Origin of the sequence: Nocardia colli (assembly GCF_008704205.1) — a bacterium.
GTDB lineage: Bacteria > Actinomycetota > Actinomycetes > Mycobacteriales > Mycobacteriaceae > Nocardia > Nocardia colli.
Window position 1 is genome coordinate 1 of the sequence record NZ_VXLC01000037.1, and the last position, 20882, is coordinate 20882.

The window sequence follows — 20882 nt, forward strand, 5'->3', positions numbered from 1 at the left end:
TGCGTTGACCGCCTGAGCCCGCACCGCGACCCGCGCGTTGGTCATCGGTCCAAGCCGTCTCGTCGACAGCACATCCCAACGCATGCCTATGCTTTGGCCGAGCGGCTCCGGGCGCGCTGCCCCGCGGCGGATGTCGAGACCGGGACTGCGGAGTCCGTGCCGCTGGCGGTCGCAACCTTCGATCTCGCGGTCGCGGCGACGGCGGTGCACTGGATCGCGCACTGGCGCCCGGCGGCTATTTTGTGGTGTGGCGCAACGCCTTCGGTGATCCGTCGATGGCGTTGACGCCGTTTCGGGAACGGGTCGCCGAGATCACGGCCCGCCGTATCGAACAATCGCCGCGGTCCGCTCCCGGCGAACTCGACACCGACAGATGGGTGGATCGCCTGACCCGCGACGGGCACTTCGCCGCTATCCAGGTCGAAGAGTTCGCGTGGTCGATCACTATGTCACTCCGCTGATCGTGCTGAGACGTGTACCGCAGTGACCGAAAGCCCCTGCCCTTCGAACATGAAGGGACAGGGGCGTTTTCGTAGCTGGGATTACTTGTCCGGGTCGGGCGGGAACTCGCCCTTGGCGGTCACGGTGTTGCCTTTCAGGGTGTACGTGACGACGTTCGGCCCGCCGGACGGGCAGCAGAGCGCATCCTGGGGCAGTGCCCAGCGGTACTGGACCGAGACGGTGTTCTTGGTCTTGCCGAGGACCGTTGTGTAGCCATAGTACTTGGACGTCGCTGTGCCGAGGTAGGTGCCGTTGGTGAAGAACAGGACGTGGTAGCCGGGGTGGCTGCCGTTCCAGTCGACCAGCATCCAGGACAGGACGCCGGAGCAGCCCGCGTCGATCGGGTCATTGCTCGCCTCGAGGATCACCCACGGGTAGCCCTCTTTGTTCGGCGCCAATCGGCCCAAAGCGTTATGGGCGAGCTGGGAGTTCGAGTCGAAGCACAGGCCGTGGCCGCTGCCGTTGGGCGGCTGATTCGCGGGCGGCTGCGGGGCGGGCGCGGGGTCTTTCTGCTCGACCGGCACGCTGACCGGCGGTGCGTTGTCGCTCCCCGGTGCGTTGGGTTGGGCCTGCGGCGGATTGGCGGGCCGATCGGTGTCGCCGGGCTGGGCCGGCGCCGACGCACCGGGTGACGCGGGCGCGGCCGACGGGATCGGCGTCCTGGACGCCACCTGCGGCGTCGAGCTGGAACCGCAGCCGGTGGCGCCGAGGACGACGCTGGCGGCTAGTGCGGCAAAAGCCCATGACTTGACGTTCATTGAACCCCCGGAATCGGTATGGTCGGTTGTCGTTTTCCGTACTGCTGCGTCCTCGCGACGGCTTTGGTCTCCCGAAGCCCGGACACGGTCCTCCATCCGTGAACCCGCGACGACACAGTGGTCATCGGGCGGATTCCGGTGCGTGTTACTAAGTTTCACGTAAGTTGAGGCATCGAAAAAATAGTGCCCCTACTGTCGGGGGCACCGCGCGCACGAGTTCGAATTGACGCCGCCTCCGAGTGTCGGGTTGCTCCCGCGCCGTCCGCTGGGAAAGATGCAGAACACCGAGCACTACCGGTGACCTGCGTTTTTCCGTCTAGCGACACAGCGAGGGATGGGCGTTCATGCGGAAGTCGAGGGTGCCGTTCGTGCTATCCGGTCTACTGGTGGCCGGCTCATTGGTCGCGGCCGCGCTGATGTACGAACCGCGGGGGACCGAGCATCCCGGGCCGGTACGGGAAAGTCCGGCGCGAGAGGAGCCGAGCGTGGCGCGTGGTTTCGATGCCGCGTTCAAGTCGCGGATCGCCCAGGCCGAGGCGTATGCGAAGAGCCGTCCGGGGTTCACCGGGATCGTGGTGCGCGACCGCCGCACGGGGGCGGTGTGGCGCAACGCGGATGCGGCGACACCGATCTGGGCCTGTTCCACCCCGAAATTGGCGATGGCCACCGACCTGCTGCTGCGCGACGACCTGGGCGCGATCACGCTCGGCGCCGAGGACCGCGAGCTGATGCACCGGATGCTGCACTCCAGCGACAACGACGCGGCGACCACCCTGTGGGACCGCTACGGCGGGGAGAAGACATTCGCGCCGCGGTTCCGATCGTTCGGCATGGCGGGCATCAGATTTGCCGACCGGCACCCGGATTCCTGGGGCTGGATCCTGGCCACCGCGAACGATCTCGAGCAACTCGTCGACTTCATCCTGGAGAAGATGCCCGCCCGGCACCGCAACTATCTGGTCGGCGAGATGCGCTCGGTCGACGGCGGGGATTCCCTGGACACCAATCAGCAATGGGGCGTGTGGGGTGCGGGGGATCGGGCGGCGCCGGGGAACAAGAACGGCTGGTCCGATGACAACGACGACGGCTCGTGGCTGATGAACTCCGTGGGGTTCGTCGGTCCGCGTGAGCAATTCACCGTTGCCATCATGAACAACACCCAGGTGGTCGACGATGGCTACCAGGTCGGCAAGGAGACCGTCACCAAGGTCAGCGAAATCCTGTTCAAGGACTACTTCAGCTAGCTCAGGGCTGATACGGCGGCGCTTCGCCCCAACCCCAGTGCGGCATCGGCGCTTTCAGCGGCGGCGTGGCATCGGGCTGGGAGTTCGAGTGGGCGAGGCGGGTGCCCCATTCGATGTAGGCGAAGAACGCGGAGCGGAACTCGGGGTCGTCCGGCATGCCCACCTCGTCGGCGGCGTCCATGAGCAGATTGATCCAGCGGCGGCGCTGCGGTTCGGTGATCGCCTTGCCGAGGTGCTGGCGCACCATGTGCGCGTAACCGCCGCGGTCGGTGCTGTAGGCCTCCGGTCCGCGGAAGACTTCGGCCAGCCACATCGCGACGTATTTCGGATGTCCCGGATCCATGCCGGCGAACAGCGGGCCGACCAGCTCGTCCTTCAGGACCTCGCGATAGAAAACTTCGGTGAGCGCCTCGAAAGCCGCTGTGCCCCCGGCCCATTCGTAGAGAGTGGGCGTTGCCTCCGTCATTGTTGAACTCCGATCCATAACGGCATGGCGCCAATCGAACATGCGTCAGCATAATGGCCGCAGCCGGAGGAGGCCGAGCGATTTTCTTGCCGGAGGGCCCCGCTCGAATGCGGTGAGTAGGGCTCAGGTCCGTCGAGGGTCTATCAGTTCCACTGGGACTGCGTGTGGGTCCGGCCGGAGGAGCCGGTGTTCGCCATCGCCTGCAGGTCGTCCAGGAACCGCTCGACCGCGTCGGACTTGATCTGCGGCGATTGGACCTGCTCGCGCACGCTCTCGGTGGTGTGCGCCATGACCTGCTTGGAGAAGTCGGCCTTGAGGTCGCGGATCAGCTGCCTGCGCATCAGCTCGATCTGGTCGCGGCCCTGCTTGCCGACGCGTTCGACCTCGGCGGCGGCGGCTTCCCGCATCTTCACCACGATGTCCTCGGCGTCGGCGTGCGCGTCCTCGAGCAGTTGGGCCAGTTCGGCTTTCGCTTCCGCCATGCCCTCGTCGTAAACCTGCTTGGCCTTGCTCAGCCGGGCGGCCGCCTGCTCGTTCTCTTCGATCTGTTTGCGGATGTCGTTCTGCGCCTTGACCATCATCTTCTTGACCGGCGGCGCAACGTATTTGACGATGACCCAGATGATGACGGCGAAGCCGAACAACTGGCTGAAGAACACCTGCCATTCGAAATGGATCTGGTAGATGCCCTCGGCAAGGATGTCGCTGCTAGGAGTCATGACGACGCCCGTCCTGTCTGCCGGCCTCGACTTGTCTCGGCCCGCCGCTCATCATCGACACCGACCACGCGGTCGGCCAGCGATCGAGCCAGCGGCTCGACCGTCTCGCGCAACTCCGCGGCGATCTGATCCGCTTGTGCCCGCAATTGCGCCTCGGCTTCGGCCACGATGCCGTTGGCTTCCTGCTGCGCCTGTCCGCGCATCTCCTCGAGAATTTCCCGGCCCTCGGCGCGTGCCTTGCTCCGGATCGCGGCCGCCTCCGACCGCGTCTTCTCGACTGCCGCGTGATGCTTGGCTTCGGCCTCGGCGAACAATTGCCTCGCCTCTTTGGTCGTCGCCAGGGTCTCTGCGGCCCGCTCTTCGCGTTCCTCCAGAACCTTGCGGATCGGCGGAACCACGAAGAACCAGATGACGCCGAGCACGATCAGGAAGATCAGCAACTCGACGAAAAAGGTGCCGTTGGGGATGAGGAAGTTCTCCGCGGCAACTACATCGGTTCTCGGAGACATGCCCGGTTACTTGCCGGGAGTCGCGAATACGAAAAGCGCCATGAAGGCTAGATTGATGAAGTACGCCGCCTCGACCAGACCGACGGTCAGGAAGAAGATGCCGCGCAACCGACCCTCGGCCTCCGGCTGACGGGTTACACCATTGATCAGCGCCGCGCCGGCCAGGCCGTCACCGATGCCTGCGCCGATGGCGCCGCCGGCCATGATGATGCCGCCGCCGATGAGGGCGCCCTGGATGATGGACGCGGTGGTTGGGTCTGCCATTTTCTACTTCCTATTCTCGGATGTGGACTCGATCGGCACCTCGCCGATCAGTGGTGTTCGTCTTCCAACGACATCGACTGACTGAAGTACAGGACGGTCAGCAGCGAGAAGATGAAAGCCTGAATTGCGCCGACGAACAAGTCGAACAGTTTCCAGACGGCATTGGGGCCCCAGCTGATCCAGAAGGGGAACAACGTGATCACGGAGAGCATCACGCCGCCCGCGAACATGTTTCCGAACAATCGCAGCGACAGCGACAGCGGCTTGGCGATTTCCTCGATGACGTTGATGAACACCATCGGGCCCCAGCCCGTATGTCCCTTGAGCAACTGCTTCACGTGCCCGAACGGGCCGCGCCGCGCGATGCCCGCGGACTGATAGGCAATGAAGACGAACAGGGCCAGCGCGTAGACGAAGTTGACGTCCGAGGCCGGCGGGGCGAGCAACTCGCCGTCACCGATCTGCACCGGCAGCACCGACAACCAGTTCGACAGCAAGATATAGACGAACAGGGTGACCGCGAGCGGCAGCGCGAACGGCGCGACCTTCATGCCGATGGCGCTTTCCACCTGACCGCGCATCTGGACCGTCACGGCTTCGAAGAACAGCTGCACGCCGTTCGGTACCCCGGAGGTGATCTTCAGGCGCAGGAAGAACGCCAGGCCGAGCACGATGAGCGCGGCGACCGAGGTCGACACGATGGTGTCGACATTGAAGGCCATGCCGAAGACGTGCGCGACCGCGTGGTGACCAACTTTGATCTTCGGTTCTTCCGCGGGGGCCTCTTGGGCGAGCAACGTGACGCTCGAGGCCAGCTGGGCAAATGAAATGGCTGGGATCGTCATGGCGTCTGGCGAAGCCCTTTCAATTCAGGCAGGACAGTGTTGAGGACCAGGGCGACTTGAAAGAGGGCCAAGCCGAAGAAGATACCGACGCCATTGGGGCGAGCAAGGAATGCCACCAGGAGAGCGACGGCGGTTATGCCGAGCAGTCGTAGCGCGGAGGAACCTACCAAACGCTGCTTGCTCGGCGCTTCGGAACTGGCAATTCGGGTGATGGCCCACAACGTGAGTTGGGCATTCAACCAACCGACCGCGAGTCCGGCGCAGATGAAGGTACCGAGCAACAGTCGGTCGATCAGCCCGGTAATCCCCAGGGCCAGCACACCCAGAGCGATCGCGGCAATGGCCGCGCGCCGTATTTGGATCTTATTCACGTCCACACCGACACCGCCCTCGCCCATACCCCCACCTCATAGTGGGGGACGTGATGAATCGATAGCATACACATGCCAACCACCCTGCGTGGCAAGGTTTTTGATCTTTCTTGACTTGATCTTGAAATTGGTTACAGACATCATCTGGTTACTCTTGCAAACCGTTCTTCGCACACGCGCGGCACCATTCCTGAAGTGCCGCATGGGCTTTTCGGAACGGGCTGACGTGGGAAAACTCTGGTGCCCATGGAATCTACTCGGAGGCGACCGAGGGGGCGGGGTTCTGCGTGCGAGGAGTATAGTCACAGGTGCGGTGAATCGGCGGCAACATACCGACTTTCGGCAAAGGGCTTGACAATGACGCGTCACCACCGACTTTCGATTTGTCCCAACTTATGTAATTTGTCCGATTTGTCCGAATTAAGGATGCTGATTACTTGCTACCGGTAACCGGTTGATCGACCGATCACGTAAGTCCTGCTCGGGCAAGTGCACAAGAATGCCCGGCGACCGTTCTGTGCCGAAACCGTCGGCAAGATCGACAAACTGGGGAACCGGCACCATTTCGGGGCTGGTCGCGCTGTGAGTCCTCCCAGATCTGCGCATGTCCCGTATCCCGCCGCATACCTGCGCGTTCGATGGGCATTCGAAGTTGAAGAGACTTCGAGTAACAGAGAGAAGTTCGCGATGAGGGCTCAGTTCGCGGTGCTGGCAAAGGGTTCGGAGGGCGGCGGGGCCGCGTTGAATCAGGTCATCGGCCTGACCGCCGCCGCGCTAGTGATCGCGGCGGGCCTGTTCTGGCTGGCCTATCTCCATCGCACCAGACGGATCACCTGGCTGAAGAACGCGGCGGATCGGCTCGGGCAGTGGGGAAACCGGCCCGGCTGGGTCGCATTGCCGCTCGCGCTGTTCATCACGACCATCCTCACCGCGCTGTTCGGCTTCATCTGGGATGTGAGCCTGCACATCGGCAAAGGGCGCGACCCCGGGCCACTGGCCAATCCGGCGCACTACTTCATCCTGATCGGACTGTTCTTCCTCTTCATCGCGGGGATGCTGGCGGTGATCCTGCCGCTGGACGGGCAGCCGGGCCCGGCGGCGATCCGGATCACCCGCACATGGCACGCACCGGTGGGCGGGGTACTGATGGCGGCGGTCGGCCTGTACGCCCTGATCGGCTTTCCGCTGGACGACATCTGGCATCGGCTGTTCGGCCAGGACGTCACGCTGTGGGGACCGACGCATCTGATGCTGATCGGCGGCGCCGGGCTCTCGCTGGTCGCGGTGCTGCTGCTGGAATTCGAGGGGCGGCTCGATCGGCCTGACCCGGATCGGGTCGACGGTCCGTTCCTGTGGGTGTTCCGCTCGCTCGCCTTCGGCGGCCTGTTGATCGGATTGTCGGTCTTCCAGGTCGAATTCGACTTCGGCGTGCAGCAGTTCCGGCTGGTTTTCCAGCCGATGCTGATCGTCGCCGCGAGCACGATCGCGCTGGTCTCGGCGCGGTACACACTCGGGCGGGGGAGTGCGCTGGTCGCGGTGGTGTTCGCGTTCCTGGTCCGCGGGGTGGTCGCGGTGCTGGTCGGGCCGATCCTCGGCGAGCCGCACAACGTGTTCCCGCTGTATCTGGGCATCGCGGTAGTGGTCGAGCTGATGGCGCTGCTGCCGTTCATCGATAAGCCGCTCCGGTGGGGCGCGCTCACCGGGCTGGTCGCCGCCACCGGCGGGCTCTGGCTCGAATCGCTGTGGGTCGACGCGATGTCCGTCGATCGATGGCCGGCGAGCATGTGGCCGGAGCTGCTGGTCACGACGGTGCCGGTGGGTATCGCCGGCGGCGCGCTCGGTGGGTTGCTCGGCCTGGTTCTGCGGGGTGAGCCGTTGCCGCGGCCTGCGCTGCGGCGTGGTCTGGTCATCGCGACGGTGCTGATCGCCGCCGCGGCGACCGCGAACGGCTTGCGCATCCATGTCCCCGAGAATGCTTCCGCGGCAGTCCGGTTGCAGGATGCCGAATCGGTGCACGGTGGCCGGATGGTGACCGCCGATGTCACGCTGAGCCCGGCGGACCTGGTGCGCGATGACCCGGAGTGGGTGCAGTTGCTCGCCTGGCAGGGCGGTGTCGGTTCCGGGCGGCCGGGTCGCGGGCTGGTGATCGATCAGTTGCAGCGGGTCGGAGCGGGGCACTATGTCAGCACGAAACCCGTCCCGGCGGACGGCAACTGGAAGACGGTGCTGCGGTTGCAGGACGGCCGCATGCTGACCGGGTTGCCGGTGTACCTGCCCAGCGACCCGGGCATCGACGCCCGGGAGGTGCCCGCGCTTGCCGAGTTCACCCGTCCGTTCGTCTTGGAAACCACCGTGCTGCAACGGGAACGTTCGTCCGACTATCCGTCGTGGCTGTTCACTCTGGCGTCGTTGATCGTGCTGGTCTGCTCGCTGGCGATCATCTGGGCGCTGGCCTGGGGCGCGGCCCGGATCGACCTGGCCTATCGCGCCGACGTGCGCGCGGAGCGGATGGCGCGGGCGGTGCGCCGGTGAGCTACGCGCAGGACGTTGACGTGCTCGCCAGTCACTCCATGCTGCTGGCGATCCCGGCGTTCGTGCCCGCGCTGGCGGTGGTCGGCGTCATCGTCGGCATAGCTATGCGTGATCGGCGGGCCGAGCGGCGCGAGGCCGAGCAGTCGGGGAGCGACGCCGCGGTATCCGATCCGCTCGATCGGGAGGAGAACCGATGATCCGTGCAGCCCGAACCAGTGCGCTTGCCGCGCTGCTCGTCGTGTCGGGGACGATGACCGCGTGTGGCTCGTCGGTCGATGCGCCGGCCGCGCGCACGTCGGCGAGTGCGTCGGTCGATGTCCCTGCCGAGGTCATCCTCTCGGTGCGGATCGCGAACGGGTCGGTCACGCCGACCAATACCAGGACCGATGCCAGGCAGTTCCAGCCGATCGTCATCAAGGTCGACAGCGATGTGGCCGACGAGTTGCATGTGCATTCCGAGCCGAGCCAGACCTTCGCCGTCGAACCCAAGGCGGGGCAGGAGTTCCGGTTCATCGTCACCGTGCCGGGACGGGTCGATGTCGAGCTCCATCACGCCGGCAAGACGGTGACCACGCTGCTGATCCGGCAGTGAGTCCGCCGCTCGCGCACGGGCTCAACGGCTCGGCGGATCTGCCGATTCCGCTGACCTACGCGCTGATCGGCGCGGCGTGGGCGTTGACGTTCTCGTTCGCGATACTGCTGGTGGCGTGGCGGCGGCCGCGGTTGGATCCGGACTCGCCCGGTCTGCTGCTGCCGTCCGGGCTGCGGGCGGTGATCGATTCCCGCGCGGTCCGGATCGTGCTTGCCGTAGCCGGTGTCGCGGCCGCGATGGTGGTCGGTCTGGTCCTCGTGTTCGGATCTGCTTCGCCGCAACGCAATCCGATCCCCGGAGTGTTCTATATCTACATCTGGGTCGGGGTGATGCTCGCGTCGCTCGTGGTCGGTCCGGTCTGGAAGGTCATCTCGCCGATGCGAGCGCTGCATCGGTTCGGCTGCTCGATCCTGCGCCGCAATCCCGAAGACGGCGTTCGCGAGTATCCGTCCGGCTGGGGATGCAGGCCCGCGGTGCTGGGCTTGTTCGCCTTCGTCTGGCTCGAGCTCGCGTCGCCCGATCCGGGTTCCATTGCGGCGGTGGGCTATTGGCTGCTCGGGTATTCGGTGGTGACGCTGACCGGCCTGGTTGTGTTCGGCACGACCTGGGCCGAGCGTGGCGACCCGTTCGAGGTCTACAGCAGTCTGCTGGCGCGGCTCAGCCCCCTCGGCCGCCGCCCTTCGGGTGAGCTGGTGCTGCGCGCACCGCTGCACAATCTGGCGGGGACGCCGGTGCGGCCCGGATCGGTGGCGCTCGCAGCGACGCTGCTCGGCTCCACCGCCTTCGACAGTCTGTCCGCGCTACCCGGTTGGCGCGATCTCGTCGATTCACTCGGCGGTGGTTCGGTTTTCGGCGCGACGCTGGTGCGCAGTGCCGGCCTGTTCGTCGTCATCCTGATTGTCGGCACGGTCTTCACGATCGCCGCGCGGGCCACCGGCGGTCTCGACCGTGACGAACGAGCCGAACTCCCAGGGTTGTTGGCGCACAGCGTCACGCCGATCATCGCCGGATACATCGTCGCGCACTATCTGACCTTCCTGGTGGAGAAGGGACAGTCCACGCTGGTGCTGTTCGCCGATCCGTTCCAACGCCGTTGGGACATCGGTGGATTGGCGAGCTACCAGGTGCATTACCTGCTGTCCGAGCATCCGACGGTGCTCGCCACCACCAAGGTGCTCGCGGTGCTCACCGGCCACGTGCTCGGCGTGACCGCCGCGCACGACAGGTGCTTACGGCTCCTGCCGCCCGCGCATCGCGCCACCGGCCAGCTCGCCCTCATGCTGACCATGGTCGGTTACACCTTCACCGGCCTGTACCTGCTGTTCGGTGGCTGATCACCCGGGAACGTACGGTTCGCCGTCGGCCTTCGGCGGCCGCACCTGCCCGACCGCGCCCGCCACGGCGATCACCGTCAGCAGGTACGGCGTCATCTGCAACACCTCGGTCGGAATCGGCGTTGCCAGCACCTGCAACTGACCCTGGAGGGCCTTGGTGAAACCGAAAAACAGTGCCGCACAGGTCGCGCCGAGCGGATGCCAGCGACCCATGATCACCGCGGCCAGCGCGATGAACCCGTTGCCCGCGGTCATCTCCTTGGTGAAACCGCCGGTCGAGCCGATGGTGAAGTACGCGCCGCCGAGCCCGGCGATCGCCCCCGCGAGCAGCACGGCCTGATACCGGACGCGCAGCACCTTGATCCCGACGGTCGCGGCGGCGCGCGGATGCTCGCCGACCGCCCGCACCCGCAACCCCCACCGGGTCCGGTACAACACGAACGCGAGCGCGACGACCGCGACGACCATCGCGTACACCAGCGCGGTCTGATCGAACACCGTCGGTCCGATGATCGGGATGGACGACAGCACCGGAATCGCCAGCGGCTGCATGGTTCCGGGGTTGTTGAACCGGGCCGGTCCGTCGGTCAGATTGGTGAACTGATCGAAGAGGAACCCGGTGATGCCGGTGGCGAACACCACGAGCACCACGCCGAGCACGATCTGATTCACCAGATAGCGGATGGAGAACACGGCGAGCAGCCAGGCGACGAACACACCCGCCACCACCGCGGCCACCGCGCCGACGAAGAAGCTGCCGCTGACCGTCGCGATGATCGCGGCCGCGAACGCGCCGGCCAGCAGCTGACCCTCGATGGCGATATTGATGACACCCGCGCGTTCACACAGCACGCCCGCGAGCGCGCCCAGAATCAGCGGCGTCGACAGGGCGAGGGTGCCTTGAATCTGGTTGGTGAGCGGGAAGATCTTGCCCGAGGCCGCCCAGCACACGAACGTCACCACGAACGCGACGCCGAACACGGTGAACAGCACGGCCGCCCACCGTCCGGTCAGGCCGCGCCACAGATGGGCGATCGCGATCGCGAGGGCGACCACCGACAGCAGCAACGCCGCCGGTTTGGCGGGCACGTCGAGATCGGACGGACTCGCGGCATCCGGTGCGCCCAAACGGAAGTCGACGGTGCCCGACTTGGTGAACACCGCGAGGGCGACCGCGGTGACCGCCAGGACCAGCAGCAGGATCCCCAGGCGGAGTCGTTGCTGATGCTTCTCCGGTGATTCGAGCCCGCGGGCGGCACCGGTCGTGGTCGTCACCATCAGTTCCACCCCTTCGCGAGAACCGCGTCCGCGCGCTCGGCCCGGATCCGGAAGACGGTGCGCACCAGGGCCGGCGCCGCGACCAGCACGACGATCACCGCCTGCAGCACGGTCACCAGGGTCAGCGGTGTGCCGGTCGCCGCCTGCATCTCGTTGCCGCCCGCGTTCAGCGCGCCGAACAGCAGCGCCGCGTACACCGTGCCGATCGGACTACCGCGGCCGAGCAATGCCACGGTGATGCCGTCGAAGCCGAACGATCCGGCGATTCCGTTGGTCAGCGGCAGATCGGTGCCGAGCACCTGCTGCGCGCCGGCGAGTCCGGCCAGCCCGCCCGCGATGAGCATCGCCAGCACATACGCCCGGCCGACGTTCATTCCGGCCGTGCGCGCCGCATCGTGATTGGCGCCGACCGCGCGCAACTGGAAACCCAGCGTCGATCGCGAGAGCAGCCACCACACGAACACGGCCGCGCCGAGGGCGACCAGCAGTCCGAGATTCAGCCGGGTGTCGCCGAATCGGGGGAGCTGCGCGGTCTCGTCGACCACCGGGCTGATCGGCTCGTTGCGGCCCGGCCGCTGCAACCACGAGGTGGTGAGCAGCCAGGTGAGCGCGTACAGCGCGACGTAGTTGCCCATGATCGTCGTGATGACCTCGTGCGCGCCGGTGCGCGCCTTCAACAGCCCGACGATCCCGCCCCACAGCGCGCCACCGGCGATCCCGGCCACCAGCGCGACCGCCACGTGCAGCACCGGCGGCAGATGCACCGCGAAACCGACCCAGCCGGCGAACAGCGCGCCGGCGATGAGCTGGCCCTGCGCGCCGATATTGAACAGACCGGTGCGGAACGCGAGCGTGACCGCCAGCCCGGTGCAGATCAATGGTGTTGCCGCGACCAGGGTTTCGGCGATCTGATGCTTGCCGCCGAACGCGCCGAGGAACAGCGCCCTATACGTATCGCCCACCGCGGTGGCGGCCGCCGACACCGTATCCATCGGCCGCGCGAAGAAATAGCCGAACGCACCCGTCACGTTCGGATCGCTGACGATGATGAGCAGCGCGCCGACCACGAGCGCGAGCACCACGGCCAGCGCGCTGACGATCAGTTCGCGCACCCACGGCCGGTCGAGCGCACCCGGCACCCGGCCACCACCCCGCGGCGAATCGCTGCGCGCTGCCTCAGTCACGGTCCCCTCCCGGATGCGCGCCGGCCATCATCAGGCCGAGCTGGTCACGCGGGGTGTCCGGGCCGACGATGCCGACGACCCGGCCGCGGTACATGACGATGATGCGGTCCGAGAGCGCGTAGATCTCGTCGAGCTCGGTCGAGACGATCAGCACCGCGGTGCCCTGATCCCGTTCGCGGACAATGCGTTTGTGCACGAACTCGATCGATCCGACGTCGAGGCCGCGGGTGGGCTGACCGGCGATCAGCACCTCCAGCGGACGCGACAGCTCCCGGGCCAGGACGACCTTCTGCTGGTTGCCGCCGGACAGGGTGCTCACTGGATCCGCGCTGGAGCGAGTGCGGATGTCGAACTCCTCGATCCGTTGTGCGGCATTGCGTTTCACCGCGGACGGGGACAGCACGCCGTGGCGGGAGAATTCGGGTCGATCGATCAGGTCCAGTACGAGGTTCTCGGCGACGCTGAACGTGCCGATGCAGCCGTCGTGCGAACGATCCTCGGGCACATAGCCGATGCCCGCGTCCAGGTGCTGGCGCGGCGACCGGCCGACCACCTCCCAGCCGCCGACCGTAATGGCGCCCGCCACCGGCGTCCGCAGCCCGAGCAGCGCGCTGACCAGTTCGGACTGCCCGTTGCCGACCACGCCGGCGATGCCGACGATCTCGCCGCCGTCGACCCGGAAGGACACCTTGTCGACCACCACCGCTCCGGCCGCGTCCACCACGGTCAGATCGGTGACCACCAAGGTCGGTCCGGTCGGCGCGGCCGGGGTCTTGGCGACCACGAGCTCGACCGACCGGCCGACCATCAGTTCGGCGAGTTCGGCTTCGGGAGTGGCGGGTTCGACTGTGCCGACCACCGCGCCGCGGCGGATGACGGTGATCCGGTCGGCGATCCGGGTGACTTCCTTCAGCTTGTGCGTGATGAAGATGATCGAGGTGCCGTTCGCGGCGATGGCGCGCAAGACCTCGATCAGCTCGTCGATCTCCTGCGGGGTGAGCACGGCGGTCGGCTCGTCCAGGATCAGCACCTCGACGTTGTTGGCCAGTGCCTTCAGGATCTCCACCCGCTGTTGCTCGCCCACCGAGAGGTCGGCCACCAGGGCGTCCGGATCCACCGGAAACCCGTAGCGCTGGGACAATTCGCGCACCTGCGTGCGCGCCGCGGCCCGATCGAGCACGGCGAAACCCTTGGTCGGTTCCCGGCCGAGGATGATGTTCTCCGCGACGCTGAACACCGGCACCAGCATGAAATGCTGGTGCACCATGCCGATTCCGGCGGCGATGGCGTCGCTGGGCGACAGGCAGGTGACCGCCTTGCCGTCCAGCAGGATCTCGCCGTCGTCGGGCTGCAACAGCCCGTAGAGCATGTTCATCAGCGTGCTCTTGCCCGCGCCGTTTTCGCCGAGCAGGCAATGGATTTCGCCAGGCTCGACCACCAGGTCGATCTGGTCGTTGGCCAGTAAGGTGCCGAATCGTTTGGTCAGACCGCGTAATTCGAGCCGCATAGCGCTCCCGTGTGACGGCCGCGGCTCACTTGGCTGCGGGCTGGGCCTTCGACGTGAGGGTGATCTTCCCGCTCGCGATATCGGCGGCGAGCGCGGTGATCTCGGTCTTCAGCTCGGCCGGGATCTTGTCGTCGAACTCGTGGTACGGCGCGAGACTGACCCCCTTGTTCGCCAGCGTGCCGACGTAGGCCTGGTTGCTGAACTGCTTGTGGTAGGCGTCGGTGATCGACTTCGTCACCGCGACATCCATCAGCTTCTCCACGCTGCTCAACAGGGACGAGCAGTATTCGGCGGCGCTCACGCAGCCGTCGGTGTCGACCCAGATCGCGGTGACCTTGCCGCCGGAGGAGTGCGCCGCCTCCAGCGCGCCGAGGCCCGCCGGACCGGCCACCGGGAGAATGATGTCGGCGCCCTGGCTGATCAGATCGTTGGCCTTGGTCTTGCCGATGTTCTTGTCCTGGAAGTCGTTGGTGATGACGCCCTGCTGGGTGGCCTCGTCCCAGCCGAGCAGCTGGACCTGCTTGTTCTTGGCCTTGTTGTAGTACGCGATGCCCTCGGCGAAGCCGTCCATGAAGATGGCGACGGTGGGAATGTTGATCCCGCCGAACGTGCCGACCTTGCCGGTCTTCGTCTGCGCCGCGGCCAGGTAGCCGGCCAGGAACGACGGCTGGGCCGAATTGAATGTCAGCCCCTGCAGGTTCGGCAGCGGCGGGTTCTTCGCGGTGTCGGTATAGGCGTAGTCGACGATGGCGAAGTTGATGTCCGGGTTGGCCTTCGCCGCGGCGTAGGTGGCGTCGCCCTGCTTGAAGCCGATCGTGACGATGATGTCGCACTTCTGCCGGACCATCGTGTTGATGTTGGTCGGATAGTCGTTGTCCGACTTCGACTCCAGCTGGGCCTTCGAGATGCCGAGTGCGGCGACCGCGTCCGTGACCCCCTTGAAGGAGGTCTGGTTGAACGACTTGTCGTCGAACCGGCCGGAGTCCGACACCATGCAGGCCTTGAAGTCCTTGGCGCCCGCGTCGCCGTTCTTGCCCTGCTCGGACGGCGGACTACCGCACGCCGCCACGGTCAGCACGAGCACACCGGCAGCGGTGAGGGTCTGCGACAACCTACCCATTTTTGCCTCCTGAAACGCGATACCCCGCAACCCAACTCACCGAACCTGCCGAAGAGAGTGCAGTGGTGGTGGGAGTTTAGGACGCGGAACCGATCTTGGCTCGGTTTCCGCGTCATCGGGACAATCGGGACAGGGTCAGGCGCGGGCGGGGGCCGATCGCAGGACCAGGACGGTGACCTCGCTGGGGGCGAAGACCCGCAGCTGGGGACCCCAGAAGCCGGTGCCGCGGCTGGTGTAGAGCTGGGTGTGCTCGCCGTGGCGGCTGAGGCCGGCGACGACCGGCTGGTCGAGGCGGACCAGGTAGTGGAACGGCCAGATCTGGCCGCCGTGGGTGTGGCCGGAGATCTGCAACGCGACCCCGGCGGCCGCGGCGGCGGTGATCTGCTTGGGCTGGTGGGCCAGCAGCACGACCGGCAGCTGCGGGTCGGCGCCGGCCAGGGCGGTGGGCAGGTCGGGTCCGTGGCCGGGCAGGCCGACGCCGGTCGGGTCGTCGATGCCGGCGATGACGAGCCGGTCGCCGCCGCGGGTCACCGTCTGGTGCTGGTTGTGCAGCGGCTGCCAGCCGATCGAGGCCATGTGGTCGATCCAGCCCTGCGCGTCGCCGAAGTATTCGTGGTTGCCGGTGATGTAGAACCGGCCGAGCGCGGCCTCGACCTTGCCGAGCGGGTCGACCTGCGGGTGCCGCTTCGCGACCGAACCGTCCGCCAGATCGCCTGCGTGGCAGGCGATGTCGGGGCGCTGCTCGTTGACGACCGCGACCACCTTCTCCGACCAGCGCAGCCGATCCAGCGCCGCGAAATGGGTGTCGGTGACGATCACCATGCGCAGTCCGTCCAGGCCCTGGCCGAGTCCGGGGATCGACACATCGACCGTGCGTACGCGAGGTATCCGCCGCGCCTCGATAATGCCCCAGACCACCAGGGCGACGGACACCACGAGCACGCCCGTCGCGACGATGCGCGAGCGGTCCGGGTCGTGCACGCCGCCGACCGCCAGGGCCAACCCGGCGATGTTGCCGATCACCGACCAGCTGAACACCACCCACGCGATGCCGAGCAGGGTGTCGCCGACGATGGACGCGGCATCCGACTGCGCGGGGCCGTGTCCGAGGAACATCGACGCGGGCAGGGCGACGAAGGCCAGCGCGAATGTCGCGGTGCCGAGCCAGAACAGCGGGCCGGTGCCCTCGGTGGGCGCGCCGACCAGGGTCCACCACGGGACCAGGAACAGGATGGCGGGGATCGCCAGGAACAGAGCAACGCGGGGCACGTATTTCAAGAGACCATCCTCGTCGGCGCGGGTGTGCTTCGCGCGGTCCCTCCGCCCGGCGCGGGCGCTATCGACGATAACAGCGCCTACGAGGAAGTCCGGCGACGAACCACACCACTCGGTCTGTGCGGGTGGTCAGCGAGTCAGCCGGGCACCCCACCGGGTCTGCACGGTAGCGCCCGGAGTCAACTGGATCAGGCGGTCGCCGCTCTGAAAAGCGTTGGGCGGGCAGGTCATCGGCTCGGCGGCGAGACTCGTCCGCTGCCGGGACGGGGCCAGGGTATCGGCGGTGAACAGCTGGAGCACCGGATAGGAGTCGTCGACCCACAGTTCGGCCACGGCACCGTCGGTGCCCCGCAGCCGAACCCAGGCCCGTCCGTCGTCGTCGCGGGCGAGATCGGTGAAGGGATGGTCCATCGTCAACTCGCCCAACGGCTTCGGCGTCGCGAAGTCGAACGGCGTGCCGCGCACGGCTTCGGTGCCGATCGGAAGTTGCCGCTCCGGATCGGTGACGATGCGCGTCGCGGCGTCGAACTGGAGGACCGCGTCGTCGATGCGGCCGGCACCCGGAGAGAGATAGGGATGGTGACCGCAGCCGTACGGCGCCGCGGTATCGCCGAGATTGGTCGCGGTGGTGGTGACCGTCAGGCCGGCGTCGGACAGCGCGTAACCGATGGCGACGTCGAGGTAGAACGGGTAGCCCTTGCGCGGGTGCAACGTGGTCCGCATGGTGACCTCGTTCTCCTGCGCGTCGGTCGCCCGCCACGGCCGCCAGCGCAGCAGCCCATGAATAGCGGTGTTCTTCGCCGGCTCGGTCAGCGCCAGCTGATGCTCGACGCCGTTGAACCGATACTTGCCGTCCGCCAACCGATTCGGCCACGGAATCAGCGCGGCGCCGCGTCCGCTGTCGGCCATCATCTGCACGTCGTACGGCTCGAGCACGTCGCGGCCACCCACCCGGAACTCCCGGATGCCGCCGCCGACCTCGACGATCACGGCCCGCTGGTCGCCGTGGCTGATCGAGAACTGCTGTCCGGACGGTGGCGGAGTCATAACCGACGACGCTACCGTCGCCCGCTCGGCCACCCTCGGCCACCGTGCGGTTCCCGGATCCGTCACCGGATTCGAGAACTCAGAGCTCGGCAAGGCCCTGGTCACCGTGTGTGGCATAGTGTCAACATCGTAGGTCTACACTCGCGACCTGCTGGCGACGCTGACGGAATGAGGCCTGCTGGTATGACTGAGCCGCCCGCTAAGCGCGGTAAAGGCGAGAGTCCGGTCACCAGGGCGGCCGTGCTGGACGCGGCGTTGGAGATCGTCGACGGTGACGGGGTCGACGGGTTGTCCATGCGGCGGCTGGCCGATGCGGTCGGGCGGGATCCGATGGTGATCTATCGGCATGTGCCGAACAAGGCCGCGGTGCTGGACGGGGTCGCGGAGATCGTGTTCGCGCAGCTGTCGGTCGATGCGACCGACGCCGACTGGCAGCGTCAGTTGCGCGCCGTCGCGCGGGACTTCCGCGGACTGGCGCTGGCGCATCCGAAGGTGGTGCCGCTGTTGGTGACTCGGCCGCTGGCGACGCCGCTCGGGATGCGGCCGACCTCGGTGGTCCGGCCGTTGGAGGACATACTGGCCCTGCTCACCCGGGCCGGGTTCGCAGGGGCGGACGCGCTGCATATCTATCGGGCGCTGTTCGGGTTCCTGTACGGGCATGTGCTCAACGAGTTGCAGGAGATCGTCGAACGGCCGGAGGAGACCGACGAGGTGCTGCGCCTCGGGCTGCATCGGCTGCCGATCGCCGAGTTCCCGCTGCTGCGCGAGCTCGCGCCGGTGCTGGCCGCCTATGACGGCGCGGCCGAACTCGAACGCGGACTGGATATCTTGCTGTCCGGCCTAACCGCGACCTTGCCCGGTCCGGCTTAGCCGGCTCGCCTTCCGGGCCCCAACGCTCCTGTGCGGCAATCGATTCCGCATTTTCGCCGATCGGGACACGGTGGTGGTGAGACCGTTGATCAGGATGTCGAGCCCGAGTTCGGGTTCGGCGCGGCCGTCGTAGGCGGCGAGGTCCGAGGCGAGGCCGTGGAGCAGGGGAATTCGCCGATGGGAAGCAGCGGAACCATATTCGGTGCGTTGTCAACGATGTCCGCCTACGCTGTAGACAGGCGCTGCGGCAGAACTCGAGGGCACCAAGCATGGCAATCACCGAAGTCGCGGCCTACGCGCACCTGAGCGCGGCGGATGTCGAGGCGCTCGGACTCGAACTCGAGCTGATCCGCCGGGACATCCAGGAGCAGCGCGGCGCCCGCGACGCGGGCTATATCCGGCGCACGATCGCGTTCCAGCGTGCGCTCGACGCCGTCGCCCGGCTGACCATCGGGCTCAGCCGCGGCCGGACCGGCTGGCTCGCCGGCACCGCCGGACTGGCCCTGGCGAAGAGCATCGAGAACATGGAGATCGGCCACAACGTCTGCCACGGCCAGTGGGATTGGATGAACGACCCGGAGATCCACTCCAGCACCTGGGAGTGGGACATGGCCGGGGTGTCGGCGCAGTGGCGGTATTCGCACAACTATCGCCACCACGTGTACACCAACGTGCTCGGCATGGACGACGACATCGGATTCGGTGTCATGCGGGTGACCCGCGACGAACGGTGGAAGCCAGGGCATTTGCTGCAACCGCTGCGAAACCTGTTGCTGGCGGCCACTTTCGAGTGGGGAATCGCGCTGCATGGGCTGTATTCCGAGCGCGATCGGGCACAGGGCGCGGCGGAGAAGGCCGCGCAGACCAGGCTGTTCCTCGGCAAGATCGCCAGGCAGGCCGGCAAGGACTACCTGCTGTTCCCCGCGATGAGCGGACGCCGCTGGCGTCGCACGCTCACCGCGGACGCGAGCGCGAACGTGCTCCGCAATCTCTGGGCCTACGTGGTGATCTTCTGCGGCCACTTCCCGGATGGCGCGGAGAAATTCGAGCCGGCGGCGGTGGCGAACGAGACCAAGGGTGAGTGGTATCTGCGGCAGATGCTCGGCACCGCGAACTTCGACGCGGGCCCGATGCTGGCCTTCCTCAGCGGCAACCTCTGCTACCAGATCGAGCATCACCTGTTCCCCGACCTGCCGAGCAATCGGTACGCCGAGATCGCGCTGCGGGTGCGCGCGCTGTGCGACAAATACGACTTGCCTTACACCAATGGGTCATTGCTGCATCAGTACCTGCTGACCCTGCGCACTATCCACAAGCTGGCGCTGCCGGACAGCTTGCTGACCGCCACCTCCGACGACGCGCCGGAAACCGCCTCGGAACGAAAGTTCCACGGTGACAAGACCTTCGATGTGCCCGACACCGGCCGCCCGCTGGGCCGCGCCGGTTTGCGCACCGCGCTGCGCCGCGCCGAGAAATCGCGCGTGGACCGGTTCAGCTGATCAGGGGATGCGGGCCACGCCGCTGAGCATGGAGACCGCTTCCGGGCGCGGGTGCGGGCGCCACTCGCCCGGACGCCAGGTCATCACCGAGCCGATGCCCGGCGGGATCAGTTCGAGGTCGGTGAAGAAGCGGGTGAATTCCTCGGTGGTCCGTAATCGGAACGGCACGCCGCTGCGCTGATTGGCCGCGTTGTTCTCCGCGAGTTCCTCGGCGGAGAGATGGTCGCTGGTGGCGTGGGTCATCACCAGGTAGCTGCCGGAGGGCAGCGCGTCGCACAGCTTGCGCACCAGCTCGTACGGGCTGTCGTCGTCGGTCATGAAGTGCATGATCGCCACCAGCATCAGCGCCACCGGCTGGTTCATGTCCAGCACCCGGGCCAGGTCGGGGTGGCCGAGGATGCGGTCGGGTTCGCGGATGTCCGCGTCGAGGTAGGCGGTCGCGCCCTCGGGGGAGCTGTTGAGCAGTTCCCGGGCGTGGGCCAGCACGATCGGGTCGTTGTCCACGTAGACGACGCGCGACTCGGGGGCGATGTTCTGCGCGATCTCGTGCACATTGCCCGCCGTGGGCAGCCCGGCGCCGATGTCGAGGAACTGCCGGACACCCTCGTCGGCGAGGTAGGCCACGGCCCGGCGCAGGAAGCTGCGATTCTCCAGCGCGGCCAGGCGAACGGTCGGAAAAGCCTCCGCGACCATGTCGGCCGATTCCCGATCCGACGGGAAATTGTCCTTGCCGCCCAGCCAGTAGTCGTAGCGGCGCGCCGGATGCGGCTTCGACACATCGATCTTCCCGACCGGCGGTTCCGAGTTCACTACGCCCTCAATTCATCTCGTCTATTGTCATCATGTCAGTTCGAGTTGCGAACCGGTAGCGATGGTGATGTCGCACCGCCCGGAAGGCTCCGCCATGTCACTGCAGTACAGCCCATACGATTTTGACGTACACCGCGACCCATACCCGTACTACGCC

21 protein-coding genes and 1 pseudogene are annotated in these 20882 nt (G+C 66.8%); 8 read left to right on the top strand and 14 right to left on the bottom strand.

The genetic code is table 11. From position 1 onward, the window contains the following. Window positions 1–285 (top strand): annotated as a pseudogene (locus tag F3087_RS47010) (hypothetical protein); the annotation flags it as partial. Between the two features lie 257 nt (window positions 286–542). Here the strand turns inward: F3087_RS47010 and F3087_RS42250 are convergent. Further along, window positions 543–1259: an LppP/LprE family lipoprotein gene (locus F3087_RS42250; RefSeq protein ID WP_191094422.1), complete on the bottom strand. Its 717-nt coding sequence runs from the start codon at window positions 1257–1259 to the stop codon at window positions 543–545. Between the two features lie 344 nt (window positions 1260–1603). Here F3087_RS42250 and F3087_RS42255 point away from each other — a divergent pair, with 344 nt between their 5' ends. After that, on the top strand, window positions 1604–2503 hold the full coding sequence (locus F3087_RS42255; RefSeq protein ID WP_223885770.1) for a serine hydrolase: 900 nt from the start codon (window positions 1604–1606) through the stop codon (window positions 2501–2503). Window position 2504: 1 nt separating this feature from the next. Here F3087_RS42255 and F3087_RS42260 read toward each other — a convergent pair whose 3' ends face one another. The 6 genes from F3087_RS42260 to F3087_RS42285 all read right to left on the bottom strand — a co-directional run bounded on the left by F3087_RS42260 (window position 2505) and on the right by F3087_RS42285 (window position 5704). Further along, window positions 2505–2969, bottom strand: coding sequence for a group II truncated hemoglobin (locus F3087_RS42260; RefSeq protein WP_150407822.1), 465 nt, complete (start codon window positions 2967–2969; stop codon window positions 2505–2507). 143 nt (window positions 2970–3112) lie between these two features. Next, window positions 3113–3688: a F0F1 ATP synthase subunit B family protein gene (locus F3087_RS42265; protein ID WP_150407823.1), complete on the bottom strand. Its 576-nt coding sequence runs from the start codon at window positions 3686–3688 to the stop codon at window positions 3113–3115. Beyond that, window positions 3685–4197, bottom strand: a complete 513-nt coding sequence (locus F3087_RS42270) for a F0F1 ATP synthase subunit B (protein ID WP_150407824.1) — start codon at window positions 4195–4197, stop codon at window positions 3685–3687. The genes F3087_RS42265 and F3087_RS42270 overlap by 4 nt, the downstream gene beginning before the upstream one ends. A 6-nt stretch (window positions 4198–4203) precedes the next feature. Then, window positions 4204–4461: a F0F1 ATP synthase subunit C gene (locus F3087_RS42275; RefSeq protein WP_040742384.1), complete on the bottom strand. Its 258-nt coding sequence runs from the start codon at window positions 4459–4461 to the stop codon at window positions 4204–4206. Window positions 4462–4508: 47 nt separating this feature from the next. After that, entirely contained in the window at window positions 4509–5306 is a 798-nt protein-coding gene (gene atpB, locus F3087_RS42280) for a F0F1 ATP synthase subunit A (RefSeq protein ID WP_223885771.1), read from the bottom strand. Then, window positions 5303–5704, bottom strand: a complete 402-nt coding sequence (locus F3087_RS42285) for a hypothetical protein (protein ID WP_150407825.1) — start codon at window positions 5702–5704, stop codon at window positions 5303–5305. The genes atpB and F3087_RS42285 overlap by 4 nt, the downstream gene beginning before the upstream one ends. A 660-nt stretch (window positions 5705–6364) precedes the next feature. Here F3087_RS42285 and F3087_RS42290 point away from each other — a divergent pair. From F3087_RS42290 to F3087_RS42305, 4 genes are read left to right on the top strand one after another with little or no spacing between them, the layout of a single operon-like run. Then, window positions 6365–8209 (top strand): hypothetical protein, encoded by a 1845-nt coding sequence (locus F3087_RS42290; RefSeq protein WP_150407826.1) that lies wholly within the window; start codon window positions 6365–6367, stop codon window positions 8207–8209. After that, entirely contained in the window at window positions 8206–8406 is a 201-nt protein-coding gene (locus F3087_RS42295) for a hypothetical protein (RefSeq protein ID WP_150407827.1), read from the top strand. Before F3087_RS42290 ends, F3087_RS42295 begins: the two co-directional genes overlap by 4 nt. Next, entirely contained in the window at window positions 8403–8801 is a 399-nt protein-coding gene (locus tag F3087_RS42300) for a hypothetical protein (RefSeq protein WP_150407828.1), read from the top strand. The genes F3087_RS42295 and F3087_RS42300 overlap by 4 nt, the downstream gene beginning before the upstream one ends. Then, a complete protein-coding gene (locus F3087_RS42305; RefSeq protein WP_150407829.1) occupies window positions 8798–10135 on the top strand; it encodes a hypothetical protein in 1338 nt (445 codons plus the stop codon). Before F3087_RS42300 ends, F3087_RS42305 begins: the two co-directional genes overlap by 4 nt. Here F3087_RS42305 and F3087_RS42310 read toward each other — a convergent pair whose 3' ends face one another. The 6 genes from F3087_RS42310 to F3087_RS42335 all read right to left on the bottom strand — a co-directional run bounded on the left by F3087_RS42310 (window position 10136) and on the right by F3087_RS42335 (window position 17546). Beyond that, the gene (locus tag F3087_RS42310) at window positions 10136–11413 is read right to left on the bottom strand and encodes an ABC transporter permease (protein WP_223885772.1); all 1278 of its coding nucleotides are present in this window, start codon (window positions 11411–11413) and stop codon (window positions 10136–10138) included. Beyond that, entirely contained in the window at window positions 11413–12597 is a 1185-nt protein-coding gene (locus F3087_RS42315) for an ABC transporter permease (RefSeq protein WP_223885773.1), read from the bottom strand. Before F3087_RS42315 ends, F3087_RS42310 begins: the two co-directional genes overlap by 1 nt. Beyond that, entirely contained in the window at window positions 12590–14104 is a 1515-nt protein-coding gene (locus F3087_RS42320) for an ABC transporter ATP-binding protein (RefSeq protein WP_150407831.1), read from the bottom strand. The genes F3087_RS42315 and F3087_RS42320 overlap by 8 nt, the downstream gene beginning before the upstream one ends. 25 nt (window positions 14105–14129) lie before the next feature. Next, on the bottom strand, window positions 14130–15224 hold the full coding sequence (locus tag F3087_RS42325) for a BMP family lipoprotein (protein ID WP_150407832.1): 1095 nt from the start codon (window positions 15222–15224) through the stop codon (window positions 14130–14132). 135 nt (window positions 15225–15359) lie between these two features. After that, window positions 15360–16502 (bottom strand): metallophosphoesterase, encoded by a 1143-nt coding sequence (locus tag F3087_RS42330; RefSeq protein ID WP_150407833.1) that lies wholly within the window; start codon window positions 16500–16502, stop codon window positions 15360–15362. Window positions 16503–16628: 126 nt separating this feature from the next. After that, window positions 16629–17546 carry an aldose 1-epimerase family protein gene (locus F3087_RS42335; protein WP_150407834.1) on the bottom strand — a complete coding sequence of 306 codons (918 nt, stop codon included), beginning with the start codon at window positions 17544–17546 and terminating at the stop codon, window positions 16629–16631. A gap of 183 nt (window positions 17547–17729) precedes the next feature. Here F3087_RS42335 and F3087_RS42340 point away from each other — a divergent pair, with 183 nt between their 5' ends. Further along, window positions 17730–18416 carry a TetR/AcrR family transcriptional regulator C-terminal domain-containing protein gene (locus F3087_RS42340; RefSeq protein WP_150407835.1) on the top strand — a complete coding sequence of 229 codons (687 nt, stop codon included), beginning with the start codon at window positions 17730–17732 and terminating at the stop codon, window positions 18414–18416. 269 nt (window positions 18417–18685) lie between these two features. After that, on the top strand, window positions 18686–19915 hold the full coding sequence (locus F3087_RS42345; protein WP_150407836.1) for a fatty acid desaturase family protein: 1230 nt from the start codon (window positions 18686–18688) through the stop codon (window positions 19913–19915). Here F3087_RS42345 and F3087_RS42350 read toward each other — a convergent pair whose 3' ends face one another. After that, a complete protein-coding gene (locus F3087_RS42350) occupies window positions 19916–20725 on the bottom strand; it encodes an SAM-dependent methyltransferase (protein ID WP_150407837.1) in 810 nt (269 codons plus the stop codon). Between the last annotated feature and the right edge of the window lie 157 nt (window positions 20726–20882).